Origin of the sequence: Sneathiella sp., assembly GCF_029233945.1 — a bacterium.
Taxonomy (GTDB): Bacteria; Pseudomonadota; Alphaproteobacteria; order Sneathiellales; family Sneathiellaceae; genus Sneathiella.
Window position 1 is genome coordinate 1 of the sequence record NZ_JARGOQ010000042.1, and the last position, 22,941, is coordinate 22,941.

A 22,941-nucleotide genomic window follows, 5' to 3' on the forward strand; every position below is an offset into this window, starting at 1 on the left:
CCGTAGGAAAGCGCCGCGCCGAGAATGGCGATCTGCCCGATGCTTTCGAAATTGAACCCCTCTGCCAGACTCGGCTTCATCATGACGACCACGCCGCCATAGCCGATCAGGACGCCGAAAAGCTTGTGGCGGTTGAGTTTTTCGTCCGCCGTGAGGAAATGCGCGAGGATAACCGCGAAAAGCGGTGTCGTCGCGTTCAGGATCGAGGCGACGCTGCCCGTGATATGCGTTTGCCCCCAGACAATCAGGCTGAAGGGGATGATATTGTTGAGCGCTCCCATCACAAGAAACGCGCCCCAAAGCGACAAATCGCGGGGGATCGCCTCGCCTTTGATCTTGAGATAGGTAAATAGCGCGAGCGCAGCGATCAGCACTCGCAGGCAGACGATGGTAAAGGGCGTGAAATCCTCAAGCGCCAGCTCGATAAAGAAAAAGGTGCCGCCCCAGAGAAACGACAGCACAAGCAGAATAACCCAGGCACGCGACGACATATTTTTCCCTCATATCCGGAAACCCCGGTGGATTCACAATGTCACTTTCCGCCCGTTAAAACTATCCGAAATCAGGCATGATATTCGAATTTGGCTTTGCCATGGACAAAGGCGGTCAAGATTGCTAGCTTGCGCGGCGTCATAGGGGAGTAGTCCGCTCAACTTCGGTTGCGTGAGCCTGTCAACATACTCAAGCCCTCAAGGCTTGTGGCAGGTTCGCATTGCAAACACTCGCAATGCCGACAAGACCTAAGGCAAATAACGGCCCATCCGCGGGAGGCCGGTGTTTGTCTTTGGTTTATTGTCCCGCCGGAAGATTTATATGGAAGCCTTTTTTACCTCCGTCCTCACCGTCGCGCTCGCGGAAATCGGCGACAAGACCCAGCTCCTCTCCCTGTTTCTGATCGCCCGGTTCAACAAGCCATGGAGCATTATTGCCGGTATTCTGATCGCCACGCTTCTTAATCATGCGGCGTCGGCGTGGGCGGGGGTGTGGCTCGGGCAGTTTCTTGAAAGCACAGCGGGGGTATGGGTCATCGGCGGCAGCTTTATCGTTGTTGGCCTTTGGCTGCTTATTCCGGATAAGGAGGGTGAGCCGACATCGCGCTGGGATACTTATGGCGCGTTTCTTGTCTCCCTGATCCTCTTTTTCCTTGCCGAGATTGGTGACAAGACACAAATCGCGACGGTTCTTCTGGGCGCGAACTTCGGCTCGCTGGTCCTTGTTACCCTTGGTACGACCCTCGGGATGCTGGTCGCCAATGTGCCGGTTATTTTCTTCGGGGCGGCCCTGATGCGGCATATCCCGCTGCGCGCCGCGCGGACTGCCGCCGCCGTGGTCTTCGTGGCGACCGGCCTTTATTCGCTGGTGACAGGCCTTGCATGATGCAGATCGTTCTGGTTGGAGATGATGTTTGATTCATATCAATGCTATTTCCGCGAAACGGCACTATTTGAAGAAACAGGATCTTTCAGGAGGATAAGCCGTGGATATCAAAGCAGCCGAAAAGAAATTACGGGACAAGCTCGCAGAAGAGGTCAATCGGCTGGAATCGATTGAGCAGCGACTGCGTGGCACTCACAGTGCTTCCTTCGGGGAACAGGCCATCGAGCGCGAGGGCGATGAGGTGGATGAGCGGATGGAAGAAACCGTGATCCGTGAGATCGAGATGATCAAGGTTGCTCTGGACCGGATCGAGGCCGGGAACTACCAGACCTGCACCTCCTGCGGCGGTGACATCAGCGAAGCCCGACTTGTGGCACTGCCCTATACCACCGTCTGCATCGCTTGCGCGGTTTAGCGCTACGCTAATCCGTGAGGCATTCCGCGAGGTTATCCGCCAATGTATTCATCATTGTAAAATAGAGCTCCTCACCCGGTTCGAGGTCCGCGCCAAGTGGGTCGAGCACACCAAGCTTGACCGGAAGCCCCTCTGCGGCCGTTTGTAACAGCCGGTCATCGAACTGGGGTTCCCGGAAGATGCAGACAGCACTGGTTTCCTGTATTTTCTCCCGGATTTCCTTCAGCCGCTTCGCCGAGGCGGGGGCGTCCGGCTCCAGAGTGAGGGACCCCACGGCCATCAGGTCATAGCGTGCCTCGAAATAGGGATAGGCGTCATGCAGCACGATATAGGACCTCCCCTTTAGCGGGGCGAGGCGGGCGCGCAGTTCCGCGTCCAGCTCGTTAAGCCGGGCGATCTGTTTTTGCGCATTTTCTTTATAAACCGTCCGGTTCTCCGGATAGAGGCGACCCAGCTCAACAGTGACGGCACGGGTTATATATATGGCATTTTCCGGGTCCAGCCACAGATGCAGGTTGTCCGCCTCTGTGCCATGGCCGTCGTGATCGTCATGACCCTCTTTTTCGTGATCATCGTGATCATCGCTGTAGGCATGGCTGTGGCCATGATCATGATGATCCTCGTCCCAGGCGCCGCCCTCGCGTCGCTCCAGGAGCTTTACTCCTTCCGCATGGGAGAGCGGAACTTTTTTCACATCTTCGGGCAGGGCCGCCAGCGCATTTTTCAGGAAACTTTCGAATGCTTCGTCTATATAGAAGACGGCCCCGGCATCCTGCAGGCCGCTCACCTGTGACGGTTTGAGCGAAAAGCCATGCGGTGACGCGATGCCGGTGATGAGAAGCGTTGCGTCCCCCGTCTCGCCCATGACACCCTGAACCAGGGAATGCAGCGGCTTGATTGTGGTGACAACCGCCGCTTTTTCAGCGGCAAAGGCGCTCGCGGGCAACAGGAACAAAATGATAAGGCGGAAAAGAAAACGTGTCATGGCGGGTCAAATTTCAAGTTTCTGGTTGCGAAGAAACGGAATGTTATATTATAACATAACCATGTCAACCGGCCTTTTGGAAAAAAGATAATGCATAACTGTACGACCCATAGCGACTGTATTGCCGAAGCGCTCCACCGGGCCGAGGAGATCTGCGATAAGCGGGATTTGCGCTTCACGGATGTCCGGCGCAAGGTGCTGGAGCTGGTCTGGCAAAGCCATGGGCCGATCAAGGCCTATGATATTCTCGATCAGCTGGATCAACGGATCGCCGCGATCAAGCCGCCGACGGTCTATCGCGCGCTCGACTTCCTTACCGAAAACGGCCTGGTGCACAAGATCAACAGCCTGAACGCCTTTGTCGGCTGTAGCCATCCGCTCAGGCATCGCGAATGCTATTTCCTGATCTGCTCCGACTGCGGGGAGGCAAAGGAATGTTGCAATCTCGATATCGTTGACGCGGTGGCAAAGACCAGCTCGCGCAACCGGTTCGAAATAAAACATGTCACGCTTGAGATCACCGGCGAATGCGGTGATTGTCGCGGAGTTCATTAGTTCATGACCGACCTGCTTTCGGCCCGCGGGGTTAGTGTGTACCGCGACGGGAAGACCATCCTTGAGGATGTATCGCTCAGTATTGGCGAAAAAGACTTCATCACCATCATCGGGCCGAACGGCGCGGGCAAATCCATGCTGCTGAAATGCATGATGGGGTTCTATGCCCCCTCAAAGGGGGAGGTGGTGCGACGCGCCGGTCTCAAAATCGGCTATGTGCCGCAGCGGCTGGTGGCGGATCATACGGTGCCGATCCGGGTGCGGCGGTTCCTGACCCTGCGCAAGAAGGCATCGCGGGATGTTCTTCAGAAAGTCGCAGAGGAAACCGCGATTGAGGAAATTCTTGAGCAGCCGATCCATGTGCTTTCCGGCGGGGAGCTGCAACGGGTCTTGCTTGCGCGCGCGCTGCTGGATGAGCCGGATTTGCTGGTGCTGGACGAGCCTGCGCAGAATCTTGATGTGACGGGGCAGCTCGCCTTTTACAAGCTGATCGAGCAGATCTATGCCGAGCGGGACGTCAGCATCCTGATGGTGTCCCATGACCTGCATCTGGTAATGTCGAGCACGCGGGAGGTAGTCTGCCTCTATCATCATATCTGCTGTCATGGGGAGCCGAATATGGTAACCCGCGATCCGGAGTTTATTTCGCTGTTCGGCAATGACATGGCGCGCCTGATGGCGGTTTATAACCACAGCCATGATCATGACCACGATCATGATGAAGGGTCTCACCCTCATGATCACGGCCATTCCCACACCCACGAACATCTGGAAAAGCTTGATGGTTGATGATTTTATCCTCCGCGCGCTCGCGGCGGGGATCGGCGTCGCGCTGATTGCCGGCCCGCTGGGCTGTTTCGTGGTCTGGCGGCGGATGGCCTATTTCGGCGATTCGCTTGCTCATAGCGCGCTTCTTGGCATTGCGCTCGGGCTTTTGTACGGCATCAATATCAATCTCGGCACGGTGATTATCTGCACCCTGTTTGCCTTTCTCCTCGTCTGGTTGCAGCAGCGCCGGGTGCTGGCGACGGATACCTTGCTGGGTATTCTTGCCCATGCGGCGCTCTCCATCGGGATGGTGGCCTTGAGCTTCCTTAATAATGTGAGCTTTGATCTCTACAGCTATCTGTTCGGCGATATTCTGACCGTCCGGATCAGCGATCTTTACTGGATCTATGGCGGTGGCCTGGTGGTCATCGGGTTACTGGTTTTCAACTGGTCGTCGCTCACCTTGATGACCCTGAATGAGGATCTCGCTCGCGCCGAAGGGGTGAATACGGTCTGGGCGAATATCCTTCTCATGCTGCTGATGACCATCGTTGTTGCGGTCTCCATCCGCATCGTCGGCATCCTTTTGATTACCTCAATGCTGATCATTCCGGCGGCGACGGCACGACAGCTTGTCTCCTCGCCCGAGAATATGGCGATCTGGGCGGCGATCTTCGGACTGATCGCGGTGATTGCCGGGATTTCGGGCTCCGTCGAGTTCGATACCCCTTCCGGGCCAAGTATCGTTACCGCCGCCGCGGTCATCTTTGCCCTCCTCTCCACGGTGGCGGCGATGCGCCGCCGCGCGTGACGGTCGCCTCACGATGAAAAGTTGAATCTTGTCATTGGCTTGCCCCGACAATCTGTTAGGATCACGCATCCGTATAACAGCCATAATCAAGGGACGGGAATGACAGGGTCGATGAAAGTCAGGACAGGCGGGCAAATCCTCGCCGATCAACTCGCAATTCAGGGGGCGGACACCGTTTTCTGTGTGCCGGGGGAGAGCTATCTCGACGTAATCGACGGGCTTTATAATCACGCCAACAGCATCCGCATGATCAACACGCGCCATGAAGGCGGTGCGTCCAATATGGCGGAGGCCTATGGCAAGTTGACCGGGCGGCCCGGCATCTGCATGGTGACGCGCGGGCCCGGCGCGACCAATGCCTCGATCGGGCTGCACACCGCCTTTCAGGACAGCACGCCGATGATCCTTTTCGTTGGGCAGGTCGGGCGCGATGCCATCGACCGGGAGGCTTTTCAGGAAATGGATTACCGCCGTGTCTTTGGCGAAATGGCGAAATGGGTGGCTGAAATCGACGATGCCCGCCGCATCCCGGAATATGTGAGCCGTGCCTTTCATACCGCGCTGTCAGGGCGGCCGGGACCGGTTGTGCTGGCGCTGCCTGAAGATATGCTGACCGATATGGTGGAAGTGGCGGACATTGCCCATCCGGCGAAAACCCCGTCCATCGCGCCGGCCGCTGCCGATATGATGGCGCTGGAGGCACGGCTTGCTGTGGCGGAGCGGCCCTTCATGATTGTCGGCGGGGCCACCTGGACCAAAGCGGCGGTCAAGGATATCGAGGCCTTCGCGGAAAATCATGGCATTCCGGTCGGGGCGTCGCTGCGCTCGCAGGATTGTTTCGATAACCGCCATCCCAACTATGCGGGCGACGTTGGCATTGCGATCAACCCCAAGCTTGCGAAACGGATCAGGGAGAGCGATCTGCTAATGGTCGTCGGGCCGCGCCTTGGCGAGATGACGACGCAGGGCTATACCCTGATCGAGGTGCCGAACCCGGCCATCACGCTGGTCCATGTGCATCCCGGCGTGTCGGAACTCGGCCGTGTCTATCTTCCCGATATCGCGATCAACGCCCGCATGCCGGAGTTCGCCGCCGCTGCATGCGCCATGGCGCCAGGTGGCGCGAAGGCGCGCGAAGGCTGGGTCATGAACGCCCGCGCCGACTATCTCGCGCGGATCAAGCCGACCGAGGTGCCGGGACCGGTCAATCTTGGCAAGATCGTCGCCTGGCTGAACGAGATCCTGCCCGAGGAGGCGATTATCACCGCAGGCGCGGGAAATTATGCGGTCTGGGCGCACCGGTTCTTCCAGCACAAGACATTCCGCACTCAACTGGCCCCGACGAGTGGCGCGATGGGCTATAGCGTGCCCGCCGCGATCAGTGCCAAGATCACAGAGCCGGAGCGAACCGTGGTCAGTTTCAACGGGGACGGTTGTTTTATGATGCTCGGACAGGAATTGGCGACGGCGATGCAGTTTAATGCAAATGTGATCTTCGTCATTGTGAATAACGGTATGCTCGGTACGATCCGTATGCATCAGGAAAGGACTTATCCTTCCCGTGTGCATGCGACGACGCTTGCCAACCCGGATTTCGCGGCGCTGGCCCGTGCCTATGGCGCGTTTGGCGAGAAGGTGACCCGGACGGAGGATTTTGCGGATGTTTTCGCGGCGGCGCAGGCCTCTGGTACGGCGGCGGTCATCGAGGTGATTGTCGATCCGGAGGCGCTGACGCCGGAACAGAGCCTCTCGGCGGCGCGGGAGCAGGGGCAGAAGGCAACAACCTCTTGAAGAAGGGACAACAGACATGATTGATCTTTACACTTGGGGCACGCCGAACGGGCGGAAAGTCTCTATTTTACTTGAAGAGCTTGAACTCCCTTATCAGGTAAAACCTATCGATATCACGGCGGGGGACCAGAAAACGCCGGAGTTTCTGGCGATTTCCCCCAATGGGCGTATCCCGGCGATTGTTGATCATGATACGGGCACGCGGATGATGGAATCCGGCGCGATCATGCTCTATCTCGCGAAGAAGGCGGGCGGCAAGTTGATCCCCTCGGGCGAGGCGGGCTACTGGCAGATGATGGAATGGCTGATGTGGCAGATGGGTGGGCTTGGGCCGATGGCCGGACAGACGCATCATTTTGTCCGCTTCAACCCCGGCAAGGCGCCCTATGCGGAGGAGCGCTATCTTTTGGAGACAAAGCGGCTTTACGGGGTGCTCGATACCGCGCTATCGGAGCGTGACTATGTCGCGGGCGACTACAGCATTGCCGATATCGCAATCTGGCCCTGGATTTCAAGATTTGAGTGGCAGACGATTGATCTCAATCATTTTCCGAATGTGAAGGGATGGTACAATCGTATTGCGGGTCGTCCGGCCGTGCAGAAAGGGTATCACATTCCGCATTATGTATCAGACGTTCCAGCTCCGGGCTGAGGCCGAGAATAGGATAGAAATATTTCCGACCGTTAAGGGTTAATAAACAGGTTATTTTTATGTTGAGTTCAAGGAGTTCAGTACAACAACAAAAATACGAAGGCGAAGGACCTGGTTTCAAAAATGAACGGGCTATTCATTGGTGAAGGAACGTTACTTGTTCAATGTGCCGAAGAGTTTCGGCGCGCGGGAGGTGAAATTACCGCAATCCTGACCCGCGAACCACGTGTTCGTAATTGGGCGGAGGCCGAAGGTCTGCCGATTTTCGGCGATCCGCAGGACGAAGGACTTAAGGGGCTCGCCTATGATTATCTGTTCAGCATCGTCAACCTGACGATCTTTCCGCAGCATCTTCCGGTTCAGCCAAACAAATTCGCCATCAATTTCTTTGACGGACCCTTGCCGAAATATACTGGCATCAATGTCACCTCCTGGGCGCTGATGAATGGGGAGACTTCCCACGCGGTCACCTGGCATGAAATGCTCGCCACCCCGGATGAGGGTCGTATCCTGAAATCCCGGACCGTTGAGATTGCGTCCGATGAAACGTCCATGAGCCTCAATGCGAAATGTTATGAGGCCGGGCTCGCGTCCTTCGCCGAGCTGGTCGAAGAACTCAAATCCAATTCAGTCCGCCCGCAGGAGCAGGGCCACGACAAAACCCGCTATAACGTCGAAAAGCGGCCTGCGGCCCTTGGCGCGCTTGATTTCACCCGGACAGCCGGTGAGCTTGACCGGCTCGTTCGCGCGCTTGACTTTGGCGCCTATGCCAATCCGCTGGGTGCGGCGAAGCTCTGGACGGGTAAATCCATTTCCCTTGTTGGCTCGCTTACCGTTCAGGATGGCCCGGCCACCAATGCGCCGGGGCATGTTGTCTCGCTGGATGACGATGGCATTACGATTTCCGCAAGCAATCATGATGTAACTCTTGGCGCCTTCCGCTGCCTCGCCGGGGAGCCACGCCATCCGAACGCTGTCGGGCTGCAGGTGGGCGCGCAAGTCCCGCCGCTTCCGGCGCTTTCCGATGAGGAAATGACGGCCATCGCGAAGGCAGAGCTTTATTGGCAGGACGTGCTCGCGAGCGCCCAGCCCCTGCAATCCCCTTATCCATCGAACCGCGACACAGCGGCGGGCGGAACCTCCGTGCCCGTTCCACTTAGTCAGCCGCTCGACTTGGAAGAGGCCGCTGCCGGTCTTCTCGCCTGGCATTCGCTGCTGATGGGGGCGAAGACCGTTTCCTGCGGTGTTGATGCGGGCGTCCCGGCGCATCCGCTGATCGCGGAAAGCCAGCTTGTCACCGTGTCGATCGATGCGGATGTCAGCGTGACTGATACCCTTCAGTCTTTCATCGGGATCAGGTCGGAAGGGGACGCCAAGGGCCCACGGAGCATTGATCTGGTCGCCCGCCTGCCTGATACGTCGGCGCGCGATGTTGCCTTGCGGGCGTTGAACGTAGCTGTCACCGGGAAAAACGGGACGGATGCCGAGCTGCTGGGCGATCGCCGGCTCGTTCTTGCGCTTGGGGATAATCCGCGCCTGATCGCCAAGACGGGGCTTTATGCGCGCGATATCCTCACTGCCATGGGCCGCGATCTTGCCTTTTTCCTGAATGCGTTTGCTGCCCAAAAAGAGACGGCGTTAAAAGACCTACCGCTGACCAACCCGGACGAGAAACAGGCCGGGATGGACGCCATGGGCATCGATTATCCGCGCGACAAACGTATTCATGACGTCATCCGCGACCAAGTCACCAAGACGCCGGACGCCATTGCATTAAAAGCCGATGAGGATGTGCTTTCTTACGCAGAGCTGGAAGCGCGCACCGATGCGCTTGCCGCCGCCCTTGCCGCACGTGGCGCAGGACGGGGCGTAATCGTTGGATTATGTCTTGAACGATCGACCGACCTGATCGTTTCATTGCTCGCGATCCTGAAAACGGGCGCGGCCTATTTACCGCTAGACCCAGCCTATCCGGCAGAGCGTGTTGCCTTTATGATTGAGGACAGCAACGCGCCGTTGATCATTGCCAGCCCGACGACCGAGTTTAAATTTCGTCTCGATCCGAAGAAAATTATCTACCCTGACGCGACAGAGGGCGACTTCAGTCCGCCCGTCGGGAAACCTTCCGATCTTGCCTATATGATGTATACGTCGGGCTCGACCGGCACGCCGAAGGGCGTGATGCTGACCCATCAGAATATTGTCAATTTCTTTACCGGCACGGACCTGACCGTCCCCCATGACGGGGAGGTACGGCTGCTCGCGATTACGTCGGTTTCCTTTGATATTTCAGTACTCGAAATCTTCTGGAGCCTTGCGCGGGGCTTCACCATTGTGCTCCAGACCGACGGTGTTTCCAAGGCGACGGTGCCGGGATTCAGCCTGTTCTATTTTGCCTCTGAAGTTTCAGGGAGTGGGCCGGAAGCCTATCGCCTGTTGCTGCAGGGCGCGAAATTCGCCGATGATAACGGGTTCGAGGCAATCTGGACGCCGGAGCGGCATTTCCATGCCTTTGGCGGTTTGTATCCCAATCCGGCGGTGAGTTCCGCCGCCGTGGCATCGATGACGAAGAATGTTGGCATTCGCGCGGGCTCTTGCGTGTTGCCGCTGCATAATCCGGTTCGGCTGGCTGAAGACTGGGCGCTTGTGGACAATATTTCCGCCGGGCGCGCCGGGATAGCCCTTGCCAGTGGGTGGCAGCCAAATGACTTTGTGCTGCAGCCGGAGAATTTCGAGAACCGTAAAGATGTGATGCTGGATGGCGTCGATACCCTGCGTAAACTATGGCGCGGTGAGAGCATCAAATTGCCGAACCACAAGGGCGAAGAGATTGAGGTATCCACCCTGCCGCATCCGGTAAACGGGGATATCCCGCTCTGGCTGACGGCGGCGGGTAACCCGGAAACTTTCGCCGCGGCGGCGGAAAAGGGCTGCTATGTGCTGACCCATCTTCTGGGCCAAAAGTTTGAGGACGTGGCCGAAAAAATCCGCGCCTATCGTATGGCTTGGCGTGAGGCGGGTCACCCCGGTAACGGCAAGGTTTCCCTCATGCTGCATACATTCGTGGGCGAGGATGAGGATCAGGTGCGCGAAACCGTACGGGAACCGATGAAAGGGTACCTCAAAAGCTCAGTCGATCTCCTGCGCCGCGCCTCCTGGAGTTCGCCGACCTTCAAGCAGAAGGCCGATGCGACCGGTGTGACACCGCAGGAAGTCTTTGAAAAACAGGAACTCACCGAGGAAGAGACGGATGCCCTGCTTGATCACGCGTTCGAGCGTTACTATCAGACAAGCGGCCTGTTCGGGACGCCGGACAGCTGTCAGGAGCTGGTCCGTGAAATTGCCCGCATGGGCGTGGACGAGATTGCCTGCCTGATCGATTTCGGCGTCGATACGGATCTGGTATTGAAGCATCTCACCTATATCAATGATCTGAAGAATAATCTGCTGGCCGAAGGCGGTGTGGCCCGTCAGGCCTCCGTCGCGGAGCAGATAGTCGAGCATGACATCACCCATTTTCAATGCACGCCGTCCATGGCCTCCTTCCTGGTGGCGGAGCAGGCGGGCCGGACGGCGCTTGGCAAGCTGGAGGTGATGATGGTCGGCGGCGAAGGCTTCCCGCCCGATCTTGCGCGGAACTTGCGCTCTCATCTGAAGGGCTCGCTCCTCAATATGTATGGCACGACGGAGACGGCCGTCTGGTCGTCGGTCGCCAATCTTGAAAAGGTGGAAGAAACCATTCCTCTCGGTGAGGCAATTGCCAATACGATCTATTCCGTGCGTAATGAGTTTGGTCAGGCACTGCCGAGCGGCGTCGCCGGGGAGCTTTGGATCGGTGGTGATGGCGTTGCGGATGGTTACTGGAAGCGCGAAGAGCTGACGGCGGAACGGTTCCTTGATACTGCCGAAGGGCGTTACTATCGGACAGGCGATCTGGTCCGCCATATGCCGAACGGTAATCTGGAATTCCATGGCCGTATGGATAATCAGGTCAAGGTGCGGGGCCACCGGATTGAGCTTGGTGAGATCGAGGCTAAACTCGGGGCGCTGGACGAAGTGAAGGACGCCGCCGTCACTGTTTTCGAGACCGGCGATAGCGATAAACGCCTTGTCGCCTTTGCGACGGCCGCGCCGGGCCACAAGATCGACCCGCAGGAAGTGCGCAAAAAGCTGGGTGAGCGTCTGCCCGAATTCATGACGCCGTCGCAGGTGATTGTGCTGGACGTGATGCCGCAAACGCCGAACGGCAAGATCGACCGTAAGGCGCTTCCTAAACCGCAAGGGCAGGCGAATGCCGCGACGGAGGCGGCCCAGAGCGATACGGAAGCCGCGATCGCCAAGATCTGGTGCGAGGCGCTTGGTCTTGCCGAAGTGGGCGTGACCGACAATTTCTTTGACCTTGGCGGGCATTCCCTGCTGGTGGTGCAGGTGCAGCGTCGGCTGAAGGAGCTGTTCGACAAGGAAGTGGCGATTACGGATATGTTCCGTTTTTCTACCATTCAGGCACTGGCCGGTCATCTCGATGGTGATGGTAAGACAGATGGGGAGTCGTCGGCGGCCAAGCGTGGGGCAGAGCGGGCAGCAGCACGGCGCGCCCGGATGACGAGAAGAACTGGCACGACTGTACAGTAACTGTGATTTTTGGCAGGATGAAGACCTGCCACCATAAGTGGCACCGCCGGGCACGGCGGAAATGAGCGGGAAAATGACAGACAGCATTGAGGGAATTCAGGCTTCTGAGAGGATTGCTATTGTCGGCATGGCCGGACGATTTCCGTCTGCGCGTTCGGTTGCGCAGCTCTGGAACCTGATGGCGAATGAACGCATTGGCACGCGCTGGTTCACCGATGAGGAAATGCTCGCCAATGGCGTCAGCCCGAAGGAGCTGGCGGACCCGAACTATGTCCGCGCGGCGAACTACCTCTCCGACATGGAATGCTTCGATGCGGGATTCTTCGGCTTTTCCCCGAGGGAAGCCTCGATCCTCGATCCGCAACATCGCCATTTCCTTGAATGCGCGTGGGAGGCGCTGGAGGATGCGGGCCATATGCCCGAGAATTTCGATGGCCGGGTCGGCGTTTTTGCGGGTTCCGGTATGCAGGCCTATTTGCCGTTCAACTTGCTGACGAATCCTGACCTGGTCGAGGAAATTGGCCTGTTCCTGCTTCGTCATACCGGCAATGACAAGGATTTTCTGACCACCCGGCTGTCCTATATCCTGAATTTGCAGGGCCCCTCCGTGGCGGTCCAGACGGCCTGCTCCACCTCGCTCGTTGCCGTGCATCAGGCGGCGGCCAGCTTGCTCTCCATGGAATGCGATATGGCGATTGCCGGTGGCGTCACGGTCGAGCTGCCGCATCGCCATGGCTATAAATTCGCGGAAGGAGAGATCCAGTCGCCCGACGGCCTCTGCCGCCCGTTCGATAATGACAGCGAGGGGACCGTGTTTGGCTCGGGTGCCGCGCTAGTTGTCTTGCGTCGGTTGGAGGATGCGCTGGCCGATGGCGATGATATCAAGGCGGTGCTGATTGGCTCGGCGGTCAATAACGACGGCGCGCAGAAGGCGGGCTATCTTGCTCCCAGCGTTGATGGTCAGGCGGAAGCAGCGGCGGAAGCTCTCGCCATTGCGGGTGTCCCGGCGGATACCATCAGCTATATCGAGGCTCACGGTACGGGCACGCCGGTTGGCGATCCGATTGAGCTTGCCGGGCTGTCGCAGGTTTACGGTGAAGGCGGCACTGGATTTTGTGGGATCGGCTCAGTCAAGAGCAATATCGGCCATCTGGACACGGCGGCGGGAGCAACCAGCCTGATCAAGGTGGTGGAGGCCATGCGTCATGACATTCTGCCCGCGTCGCTCAATTACAAGACACCCAACAGCCGCTTTGATATCGCGAACAGTCCCTTTTATGTGATGGCCGAGAGCAAACCCTGGCCGCGAGGGAGTATTCCGCGCCGCGCCGGGATCAACTCCCTCGGTGTTGGCGGCACCAACGCCCACGCCATTATTGAGGAGGCGCCCCGGCGTCCCGAGGCTCTGAATGCTGAAAGCTGGCGGCTCTTTCCCTTCTCGGCGCGGAATAAAGCCGCTCTTGACGGGTTGCAGGAGAAATGGCGGGAATTTGTCGTTTCAAAGGAGATGCCGTCCCTTGCCGATGCCGCCTATACCCTGCGCCATGGTCGCCGTGAATTTACCGAACGCCGCGCTGTCGTTGCGAAAACCACAGACGATCTCAAAGCCGGGCTTTGGAAGGACCTTCCGGGTCATGTCGCAGAGGGAAGCGCCGGAACCGCGAAGGCAGAGGTGGTCTTTATGTTTCCGGGCGGCGGCGCGCAGTATCCGGGCGCGGGCGCGAATTTACTGCAAAGTTCTGATGCGTTCCGGGCGGCGGTGGATGATTGCTTCGCGCAGATACCGGCGGACGCCCCTGCCGATCTGCGCAGTGTCATGTTCGAAAAATGCCTCGATGATGCGGACGCCCGGGCGAAGATGGAAATGTCCGGCTATGCCATTCCGGCGCTTTTTATCCTCGAATATGCCTATGCGATGATGTTTATGAGCTGGGGCGTGGAACCGGCCGCTGTTCTTGGCCATAGCGCGGGGGAATATGCGGGCGCGGTTATCGCCAAGGTCATGTCGGTTGCCGATGCCCTTAAAATCGTCGTCTGGCGCGGCAAGGTGATGGATGCCGCCGCTGCCGGCGCGATGAGTATTATCCCGGCGCCGCGCGAAAAGGTGACCGAACTGATCGGGGACAGGCTTGATATTGCCGCGCTGAATGCGCCTGATCTTTGTGTGGTGTCGGGTGAGATCGCGACAATCGACGCGCTGGAGAGCGAGCTCAAGGGCACGGAGTATGAAGCCACGCGGGTGCGTATCAATGTCGCCGCCCATAGCCGCATTCTCGATGATCAGCTTGATAATTTCCGAAATGGCATTCAGGGCATCCAACTGGCGGCGCCGGACATCCCCTTTGTCTCAACGCTCCGTGGGAATTGGCCGGAAAATGGTGATTTCTCGACCATAGACTATTGGGTCGAGCATCTCCGCCATACCGTCCGCTTCGCCGATGCGGTTGAGACGGTGCTTGAAAAGCCAAACCGGATATTGCTGGAAGTGGGGCCGGGGCAGACCCTGGGTCCGCTCGCGGAAATGAGCCGGGGCGCGAATGAGCCACTCGCCGTTATTTCGTCGGGTCGTCCGCCGAAGGAGATGGATGACGATATGGCGCGCGCACTGGTGGCGGCAGGGCAAATCTGGACTGTCGGCGGCACGCTGGAGTGGGAGAAGCTACCGGGCGCGGGAGGCCGCCGTGTTTCCCTGCCAACCTATGCCTTCGCACGGGACCGTCACTGGATCGAGCCGGGGTTAGGCCGCACGGCGGATACGGGGGAGGCGGATAGCGATAAATCGGTACATCTCACTCGGCAGGAAAATCCCGACGACTGGTTTGTTACCAAAAGCTGGAAATTCTCTCCGATTCCGCCCACGGAGGCGCGCCATGGCGGCCACTGGCTCCTTTTCCATGGCGGGGATCCGGTCTCGGACGCCCTTGTGAAGGAGCTTTCCGAACGGCGGGAGGATGTGACCATCGTCCGCCCCGGTGACGAGTTCCGGAAAGAGGAGGGCGGCTATCGCCTTGCGCCGGATGTGACCGATGACTATGAGGCGCTCTTCACCGATCTTGGCAAGATGCCAACCCATATTATTCATGCCTGGCCCATGGCGGCGGCGGTGGACGGGCAGGAAGGGCTGTTCGATAGCGGTTTCTGTCTTGCCCGCGCCATTCAGTCCGCCGATCCGTCCGACGACATGCGCCTTACCTTTATCGGAAGTGGCGGTTTTTCCGTCGCCGGGGAACCGGTGCCCTATCCCGCGCTGGGCACTTTGATCGGTCCTGTGCGCGTCGCGCCACGGGAAATTCCGGGCCTCAGTGCCCAATATATCGATCTGGAGACGGGAGATGACCCGATTTGGGCGGCACGCGCCATCCTTGATGAGCAGGGCGGGAATACTGCCGATGACTGCATTGCCTTCCGAGGGCGACAGCGCTATGCGCAGCAGCTGGACTCCCTGATGGTCGCCTCCGTCGATACCCTGCCCAAGCGGGTGAAAGACGGCGGACGCTATGTAATTACCGGTGGTGTGGGCGGCATCGGGCTGGAACTTGCGCGTTATCTTGGGACCGGGGCCAAGGCGAAAGTCGCTTTGATCGGCCGTTCAAGCTTCCCTGGCGACACAGAGTGGGATGTTGTTCTTGCCAAACATCCAAACAGCCGGACCGCGCATGCCATTCATGTGATCCGCGAGATTGAGGCAGCGGGCGGGAGCGTCCTGATCCTCAGTGCCGATGTCGCGAGCAAAGCGTCGCTCGGCAAGGCAATCGAGAAAGTCCGCGCGGAATTCGGCGGGATTGAGGGTGTTTTTCACGGGGCGGGCATCATGGACGATGCGCCGATGCTCGGAAAGAGTCTTGAAGATACGCATAAAGTACTCGCGCCGAAGGTAGATGGCGGTGAGAATCTCTCCGCTCTGCTGCCGGAAGGTGAGCTTGATTTCTTTGCCGTCTTCTCCTCCACCTCTGTGGTTACCGCGCCGCCGGGGCAGGTTGATTATGTCGCGGCGAACAGCTATCTGGAAAGCCTTGCCGCGTCGCGCAGCGATGGGTTGGCCATTTCATGGGGCGTGTGGCGCGATATCGGCATGGCCGCACGTGCCTATCGGAGCCAGGAAGAGGATGAAATCGGGCCCCATCCGTTGCTGGGGCCGCTGAAGACCGATGACAAAGGCGTCATTTCTTTCGCCTCTTATTACGATCCGGCGGAGCTGTGGGTGCTTGCCGAGCATGTGGTTGGCGGCGTGCCGGTCTTGCCGGGAACCGCCTACATCGAGATTGCCCGTGCGGCTATGGAACAGGCGGCGGCAGGGCGCAAATGGGAAATCCAGTCGCTGTCCCTTATGAGCCCGATGGTCTTTGTGGACGCTGTCCGTGCGCGGGTTGTGGTTACCCTCACGCCGACGGAGCGGGGCTATGATTTCCAGGTGCAGAGCCGCATCTCCGCTGACGCGCCGCTCGTGGAGCATTGCCGTGCCAACCTCGTGCTGAAACGATTGACAGATCGCAAACTGCCCGCGGGCTTGCAGGCGGCGGGCAGTCTCTCAATTTCCGATAACAGCGGACAGGATTCGCAAGAGGAACTGATCGATTTTGGTCCGCGCTGGGATAATGTCGGGCAGATTCGCGTTGGAACGAATATTATCGAGGCGGATTTCGCCTTGCCGGATGCATTTCTTGCGGATCTTGATCTCTATGCCGCTCATCCCGGGCTGACCGACACGGCGGCGACCATTGGCCTTAATCTCCTCTCCGATGTTGGGAGTGAAGGCGCCTTCTATGCGCCGATGTCCGTTGATCGCTTACGCATTCTGGGGCCGCTGCCGTCGCGTTTTGCTGCGCGGGCGCGCCTTGTCGCGGAAACGCCGGGCCGGTTCGCAAGTTTCGATGTTGTCTTTTCGGACGAGAAGGGCGCCCCCCTGATGATATGGGAAGGATTTGCGCTCAGCCGGATCGAAGGCACCAGCTTCGATACGACAAGCGCACCGGAGCAACTCGTCGATATCATGATTGCCCAAGGCATTGCCGCTGCGGATGCGCCCGCCGTGTTCAACCGCATTCTGAATTCCGATGCCCGCGCGATCGTCGTTTCCCCGACATCGATGGCGGATATTTCCCGTGAAATGGCACGTATCGGCGCACAGCGGCGCAAAAAGACAGATGAGGGCCGTAAGGAAAAATCCGGAAACGCGGCCGCCTATGCCAACTCGGTCGAGGAAACCATCGCTGGCTTCTGGTCCGACCTTCTTGGTGTGGATCAGGCCGAACCGGATGCCGATTTCTTCGATCTTGGCGGTCATTCGCTGGCGGCGGTGCGGTTGTTTGCGAAGATCCGCAAGGAATATGATACAGACCTGCCGCTTGCCACCCTGTTTCAGGCGCCGACCCTGCGCCTGCTCTCGGATGTGGTGATTGCGAAGGGTAATATCGATGTGGAGACCGCGACGCCGACCGATGGCGCGGATGCCCCTGCCCCGTCCGACGGGTGGTCGCCTCTCGTTCGGATCAAGAAGGGGTCGCCGCATGTGAAGCCGCTCTATCTGGTCCATGGTGCGGGTGGCAATGTGCTCAACTTCCGCTCTCTTTCCGGCTATATCGATGCGAATATTCCGTTTTATGCGCTCAGGGCGCTGGGGTCCGACGGGGAGACGGAAATCCATGAAACCATCGAGGAGATGGCAAGCTGCTATGTGACCGCAGTGCTGAAGAACCAGCCTGAGGGACCCTATAATCTCGCCGGATATTCCGGGGGTGGGGTGATTGCGTTTGAGATGGCGCAACAGCTGCGTGCCGCCGGGCATGAGGTGGGAAATCTGGTTTTCTTCGATACCCTGTCGCCGGACATCGATCCGCAGCCGGTAAGTTTTATCGAAAAGCTCTGGACGGCGCGTCACTGGAGTCTCGCTTTTGCTCTAAAATGGCCCCTCCGGAAATGGCAAAGCCGTGCCGCCGGACGTGAAATGGAGCAAATTGCCGAGCTTCTTGAAAAAGGAAGGAAAATCCCGGATGAGCTTGTTGGTCAGCGAATGACCAGCGCCTATCTGGCGGCGGAGCATCGCTATCGCCCGGCGGATTATCCGGATGATGTGTTGTTGTTCAAGGGAAGTCAGGCCAGCATGGACTTCCTGCGGGCGGGGCCGAAGCTTGGCTGGGAAAAGTTTGTTTCCGGCAATGTCGAGGTGATGATCTTCGACTGCGACCATTTCAATATGATGATCGACCCGACAATCAACGAGATTGGCAAGATCCTGAACGAGCTGTTGCTTAATCAGTGACCGGAGTGCCCGGAACATGCGTCTTGTAAAAGGCGAGACTGTCCTCGATCAGCCCTTGTTCCGCAAGATTAACGTGATTTCCGTCCATATAGGTCCTGAATGATTTCGGCTCTGCCGCAGCCTCGAACAGCTTCCGGGCGGAGTGCATGCGGATGGCGGTGTCCTGCTCCCCATGCAGCATGAGAAGCGGCGCGTTGATGGCCTCTATCCGGTTAATTGAATCATAGCGCTCCCGCGACATAAGGCGGCAAAAGGGCAACCCGTGGTATTTATCGGTGAAATAATCGCAGAACCGCGCGTAGGCTGCCTCAAGAGTTAGCGCAGCGACGGACCGCTCCGCCGCGAGACGCACAGCGACCCCCGTTCCAAGGCTATATCCATGAACAATGCGCCGGTTTTCGGGAATGTCCATGTCCATCAGCTTATCCAGTTGGTCATACAGGGCGCGGGCGTCTGCGGCGAAGGCGTCCTCCGACGGGGTGCCGCCCTTACCGCTTGATCCACGATAGACGAGAGCGGCCACACCGAAACCCTTGCCCAGAAAGGGTTTCAGCCGCCCAACGGACGGGCCGATGGAGGTAAAATTCCCCATGAAATAGAGAATGACTGGCGCATCATCTACCGGTGGCTTGATCCAGGCGGTGATCTCTGCCCCGTCCTCTGAGGCGAAGGTCACTTCGCGAACGCCGTCGAGGGTATAGCTTTCCGGGCCGCCGGTCGCCGGCTCGAATTTGTAGATCGATCCGTAGAAAAGACGCATCCCGGCAAATCCGGTGATGACAGCCAAGACGATCAGCACGCCTAGAAGTATGAGGCCGTTCTGCAAGGACATGGTTTCTTCCAACGCAGTCTCCGGTTTTCGGTTGCGTCAGCCTCGTGATTTGATGAGTTTGATGATGAACAGGAACACTACTGCGCCAATCGTTGCATGGATGATCGCCGCCAGAATGCCGCCACCAATGTCAATGCCGATTTTCGGCAAGACGAACCCGGCAATAAAGGCCCCAATAATGCCGACGACAATGTTGCCGATCAGGCCGAACCCGAAGCCCTTTATGATCAGCCCGGCCAGCCAGCCAGCGACAGCACCGATCAGCAAGAAGATGAGAAGACTTTCCACTCCCATGACAATCCACCTCTTTCATAGTTCCCGCACCCGTACATTAGGGAGGGAGTGCGAGCGAGTGTCAAGGTGGATTTCCTGACCTAGTCGGCGGTATCGGTATCTCCATTATGGTGCCGAATTCCCATGATTTTACAGAAAACGGTACCATAATGGTATCAAAAATGCCGGAATTGTTCGGTCATATCACCATAGTGGTGGTGTGACGTTCAGGTATCGCGGGCCGCGAAAAATGCTTGGCGGCTGATCCGCGACCAGCTTTTTGAAAGCGAAAGCGCGGTCCGGTAGGAGGAAAGAATCTCCTCCGCCATCGGGTCTCCGGTCGCAAAACTGTCCAGCAGGCCTGGCGTTAGTTCCCGCGCGCGCGTCAGTAGCTCCTTCGGAAATTCGCGCAGCTTCACCTCCTTGTTCTGCACCAGGTCTTCGAGCGCCCGGGCATTTTCCCAGTCGGATTCAGAAAGCCCGATGGCATTCTCAGATTGGCAGGCATTGGCGACAACCGCTTTCAGGTCAGGGCTTAATTCCTCATAGGCGGTGCGGTTGACGAGGCATTCGGCGGTGCCGTTCGGCTTGTTGAAGGAGGGCCAGTAATAATAGGGTGCGGCTTTATAAAAACCGAAGGCCCGGTCGCTCCAGGGGCCGAGAAATTCGGCGGCATCGATCAGGCCGTTCTGCAATCCGGGAAAAATATCTCCCGGTGCCAGCAGGACGGAGGTTGCGCCCATTTCCTCAAACAGGTCACCGCCGAGCCCCGCGCTCCGGATCTTGATGCCCCGCAAATCATCGAGGGATTTCAGCTCCTTCTTGAACCAACCGCCCATCTGAATGCCCGTGTTGCCGGCCATAAAAGGTTTGATATCAAAAGGTTGATAGAGTTTGTCCCAAAGTTCCTGTCCGTCGCCCTGATTGATCCAGGCCATATGCTCAAGCGCGGTCAGACCAAAGGGAACGGTGGTAAAGAAGACGCTTGCCTTCGCTTTTCCCTGCCAGAAGAAGGACGCGGTATGCCCAAGCTCGGCTGTGCCGCCACCAACCGCGCCAAAAACCTCAAGCGCAGGCACCAGTTCACCCGCCGCATAGAGTTTGACCGTTAGTTTGCCATCGCTCATGCTGGTAATGCGGTCGGCGAGCCGCTGCGCGGTGACACCGACCCCGGGAGCGCCCTTCGGCCAGGAGGTGACCATCTTCCATTGCCTTTTCCCGCTGGCGAGCGCGGGCGCAGGAAAGAGTCCCGCGCTTGCCACCCCAATGCTGGAGGCGGCAAGAAAATTCCGGCGAGAGAGAGATTGTTTCGTCATAATTCCTTCCTTTCATGAAGGCTGGATTGGCTTATTTGATATATCTGATCGAGGATCATGGCGGCGAAACTGCCGGGACCTGCCGCGTTCCTCGCGGCCTCTTTCCCCGCTTTCCCGAGAAGAGTGAGGCCTGCGGCCACCGCCGAAAGACGCTGACTTTCCGGGGCCACCGCAAGGCACGCACCCAACAAGGCCGTTCCGGCGCAGCCGATACCGGTGACCCGGCTCATCATCTCATGGCCACCGGTGAGGGTGACTTCTTGCGTCCCATTGGCGATCAAGTCCGTTTTACCGGTCACGGCCACGATCGCACCGGTTTTCCGGGCAATATTGGCGGGGCTTTCGGTGGGGGAGAGCGCGCTAATTTCCGCCTTGTTTCCCCGGATCAGGGCAGGGCCGCTATTGATAAGCTCCTGCGCATAGGCGAGGCGCCTTGGCGCTCGGTCGATCAGCACGGGGTCAAGTATCCAGGGAATGTTATTCTCCCGCGCGGTTTCCAGCGCCGCCTCAATCGCCATTTTCCTGTCCTGGTCGAGTGTGCCGAGATTGACGATGAGAGTGTTCGCCCCGGCGGTGAAATCCGCCACTTCGGCAATATCGGTTGACATGGAGGGAATGGCTCCGACAGCCAGCAGCATATTGGCGGTCAGTGCCTGTACAACGGTATTGGTCAGGCAATGCACGGCCGGGCGGCGGCGGTTCATCGCCTGCAACAGCTGGTGGGACATATCCTCGGGCATACAAAATCCTTCCATTCATTCGTTGAAGGGAAGGGCGCGATGTACATATTCTAGGATGACCCGGCCTCAATTCCCTCCGCCGGTTCTAACCGGATCAGGTTCTGCGGGTCAGCTTGCGCTTCTCAGCCTTTACGGCACCCCGATGAGTAGCCGCCATTTTAGGGGTTTTCATTCGCTTTGCAATGTGAAAATCAGATCAATATTTCTAACCCGAGAGGGTAGAAAAACTCTTGTGACAGGCCATCTGCCTTTATGATAAATTACTGTAATAAAAAAGTGCGGATACCGTCCGGCGGTGGCGCCCCAGAACAGGATAAGTTCCGTGACCCAGCAGCAGATGCGATTTACATTCCTTAATTTTGGTCATTTTGTTGATCATCTGTTCATGCTGATCTTTGCCAAGGCGGCGTTCAGCGCCGGGCTCTATTTTGGCCTTGCCGAAGATGGCGCCTATGCAGAGATGATACCCTATGGCATCCCGTCGCTTATTCTTTTTGGTGCCGGGGCGCCTCTTGCCGCCTATCTTGCCGATAAATGGAACCGTGTCGGCATGATCACCGTCTTCTTTATCGGAATTGGTCTTGCCGCTATTGCCACCAGTTTTGCGCAGTCACCGTTACAAATCGCCATCGGCCTTGCCGCAATTGGGCTATTTGCCTCAATCTACCATCCGGTTGGCATTGCCATGGTGGTGCAGGGTGGTGGTCGGGTTGGTTGGCGCGTTGGAATTAATGGTGTCTGGGGGAATATGGGTGTTGCCGCCGCGCCGCTGATCACGGGCTTTATTCTCGCCGATTATAACTGGCAGCTGGCTTTCATCGTTCCCGGAATTGTCGCGATCCTGACCGGCATTGGTTTTTATATCTTCGCCCGACGTGGCGGCGCCCGTCCACCGGCCATGCCCGCCGGGGAGAAGGATATCGTTGGTTTTGCTCCGGGGTGGAAGCGAGCATTGGTCGCCCTCTCGCTGGTCACGTCCGCCGGTGGCTTTGTCTTCGGGACCATGACCTTTATTATCCCGCGCATGTTCGAGGTGAGCCTGCCCGCCGTGACGACGAATATCGCTACCACGGGCCTGCTGGCGGCGCTCGTCTATGCCCTTGCGGCCTTCGCGCAGCTCGTGGTCGGTCGTTTGATTGACAAATACCGGATCAAGCCGGTGCTGTTCGTGATCGCTCTCGCGCAGCCTGTCCTGATTGGGATTATGGCGACCCAGACAAATTATGCTCTGTTCTTTGCAACGGTGGTTGCGATGGCGTTCGTCTTCGGCCAGATCCCGATAACCGATACCGTTATCGCGCGCTATGTGCCCGATGCCTGGCGGACGAAGGTGATGTCGGTCAAGCTGATGCTGAATCTGGTGATTGGGGCGCTGTCGCTTTTTGCGGCGCGCTTCATCCTGGAGTCGGGAGCTGGCTTTTCCGGCGTAATCACCGTTGTCGCGATCGTCGCCGTCCTGATCTCCCTCGCGGCACTGCTTCTGCCGGGGCGTGTTCGTCGGTCCATTCAGCCGAGCGTTAGCCCGGCTGAGTAGA

At 58.2% G+C, this 22,941-nt stretch carries 16 protein-coding genes and 2 riboswitches; of the genes, 10 read left to right on the forward strand and 6 right to left on the reverse strand.

Going from position 1 to position 22,941, the window contains the following annotated elements; all coding sequences use genetic code 11:
- A partial coding sequence (locus P1U71_RS13245) for a DMT family transporter (RefSeq protein ID WP_301106089.1) occupies positions 1 to 491 on the reverse strand: 491 nt, incomplete at its 3' end.
- Between the two features lie 132 nt (positions 492 to 623).
- Positions 624 to 731, forward strand: a riboswitch (yybP-ykoY riboswitch).
- A gap of 82 nt (positions 732 to 813) precedes the next feature.
- On the opposite strand from P1U71_RS13245, the gene P1U71_RS13250 reads away from it, so the two are divergent.
- Together P1U71_RS13250 and P1U71_RS13255 are read left to right on the forward strand one after the other, a co-directional pair.
- A complete protein-coding gene (locus P1U71_RS13250) occupies positions 814 to 1,377 on the forward strand; it encodes a TMEM165/GDT1 family protein (RefSeq protein WP_301106090.1) in 564 nt (187 codons plus the stop codon).
- A gap of 100 nt (positions 1,378 to 1,477) precedes the next feature.
- Positions 1,478 to 1,792 (forward strand): TraR/DksA C4-type zinc finger protein, encoded by a 315-nt coding sequence (locus tag P1U71_RS13255; RefSeq protein WP_301106091.1) that lies wholly within the window; start codon positions 1,478 to 1,480, stop codon positions 1,790 to 1,792.
- Positions 1,793 to 1,799: 7 nt separating this feature from the next.
- On the opposite strand, the gene P1U71_RS13260 is transcribed toward P1U71_RS13255, so the two are convergent.
- Positions 1,800 to 2,777 carry a zinc ABC transporter substrate-binding protein gene (locus P1U71_RS13260; protein WP_301106092.1) on the reverse strand — a complete coding sequence of 326 codons (978 nt, stop codon included), beginning with the start codon at positions 2,775 to 2,777 and terminating at the stop codon, positions 1,800 to 1,802.
- Positions 2,778 to 2,867: 90 nt separating this feature from the next.
- Here P1U71_RS13260 and P1U71_RS13265 point away from each other — a divergent pair, with 90 nt between their 5' ends.
- From P1U71_RS13265 to P1U71_RS13295, 7 genes are all read left to right on the forward strand, one after another.
- On the forward strand, positions 2,868 to 3,332 hold the full coding sequence (locus tag P1U71_RS13265) for a Fur family transcriptional regulator (RefSeq protein ID WP_301106093.1): 465 nt from the start codon (positions 2,868 to 2,870) through the stop codon (positions 3,330 to 3,332).
- A 3-nt stretch (positions 3,333 to 3,335) separates the two neighbouring features.
- Entirely contained in the window at positions 3,336 to 4,121 is a 786-nt protein-coding gene (locus P1U71_RS13270) for an ATP-binding cassette domain-containing protein (protein ID WP_301106094.1), read from the forward strand.
- Positions 4,114 to 4,911: an iron chelate uptake ABC transporter family permease subunit gene (locus tag P1U71_RS13275; RefSeq protein ID WP_301106095.1), complete on the forward strand. Its 798-nt coding sequence runs from the start codon at positions 4,114 to 4,116 to the stop codon at positions 4,909 to 4,911. The genes P1U71_RS13270 and P1U71_RS13275 overlap by 8 nt, the downstream gene beginning before the upstream one ends.
- 99 nt (positions 4,912 to 5,010) lie before the next feature.
- Entirely contained in the window at positions 5,011 to 6,702 is a 1,692-nt protein-coding gene (locus P1U71_RS13280; protein WP_367281194.1) for a thiamine pyrophosphate-binding protein, read from the forward strand.
- Between the two features lie 16 nt (positions 6,703 to 6,718).
- Complete coding sequence (locus P1U71_RS13285) at positions 6,719 to 7,354, forward strand: glutathione S-transferase family protein (protein WP_301106097.1); 636 nt, start codon at positions 6,719 to 6,721, stop codon at positions 7,352 to 7,354.
- Positions 7,355 to 7,477: 123 nt separating this feature from the next.
- Positions 7,478 to 11,986 carry a MupA/Atu3671 family FMN-dependent luciferase-like monooxygenase gene (locus P1U71_RS13290; protein ID WP_301106098.1) on the forward strand — a complete coding sequence of 1,503 codons (4,509 nt, stop codon included), beginning with the start codon at positions 7,478 to 7,480 and terminating at the stop codon, positions 11,984 to 11,986.
- A gap of 73 nt (positions 11,987 to 12,059) precedes the next feature.
- On the forward strand, positions 12,060 to 18,245 hold the full coding sequence (locus P1U71_RS13295) for a type I polyketide synthase (RefSeq protein ID WP_301106099.1): 6,186 nt from the start codon (positions 12,060 to 12,062) through the stop codon (positions 18,243 to 18,245).
- Here P1U71_RS13295 and P1U71_RS13300 read toward each other — a convergent pair.
- From P1U71_RS13300 to P1U71_RS13315, 4 genes are all read right to left on the reverse strand, one after another.
- Positions 18,235 to 19,077, reverse strand: coding sequence for a hypothetical protein (locus P1U71_RS13300; protein WP_301106100.1), 843 nt, complete (start codon positions 19,075 to 19,077; stop codon positions 18,235 to 18,237). The genes P1U71_RS13295 and P1U71_RS13300 overlap by 11 nt on opposite strands.
- 36 nt (positions 19,078 to 19,113) lie before the next feature.
- Positions 19,114 to 19,371 carry a GlsB/YeaQ/YmgE family stress response membrane protein gene (locus tag P1U71_RS13305; RefSeq protein WP_301106101.1) on the reverse strand — a complete coding sequence of 86 codons (258 nt, stop codon included), beginning with the start codon at positions 19,369 to 19,371 and terminating at the stop codon, positions 19,114 to 19,116.
- Positions 19,372 to 19,577: 206 nt separating this feature from the next.
- Positions 19,578 to 20,666: a TRAP transporter substrate-binding protein gene (locus tag P1U71_RS13310; RefSeq protein WP_301106102.1), complete on the reverse strand. Its 1,089-nt coding sequence runs from the start codon at positions 20,664 to 20,666 to the stop codon at positions 19,578 to 19,580.
- Complete coding sequence (locus tag P1U71_RS13315) at positions 20,663 to 21,406, reverse strand: hydroxyethylthiazole kinase (protein ID WP_301106103.1); 744 nt, start codon at positions 21,404 to 21,406, stop codon at positions 20,663 to 20,665. Before P1U71_RS13315 ends, P1U71_RS13310 begins: the two co-directional genes overlap by 4 nt.
- 53 nt (positions 21,407 to 21,459) lie before the next feature.
- Positions 21,460 to 21,558: riboswitch (TPP riboswitch) on the reverse strand.
- A gap of 170 nt (positions 21,559 to 21,728) precedes the next feature.
- Between P1U71_RS13315 and P1U71_RS13320 the strand changes: the two genes are divergently transcribed.
- Positions 21,729 to 22,940 carry an MFS transporter gene (locus P1U71_RS13320; protein ID WP_301106104.1) on the forward strand — a complete coding sequence of 404 codons (1,212 nt, stop codon included), beginning with the start codon at positions 21,729 to 21,731 and terminating at the stop codon, positions 22,938 to 22,940.
- The last annotated feature ends 1 nt before the right edge of the window (position 22,941 follow it).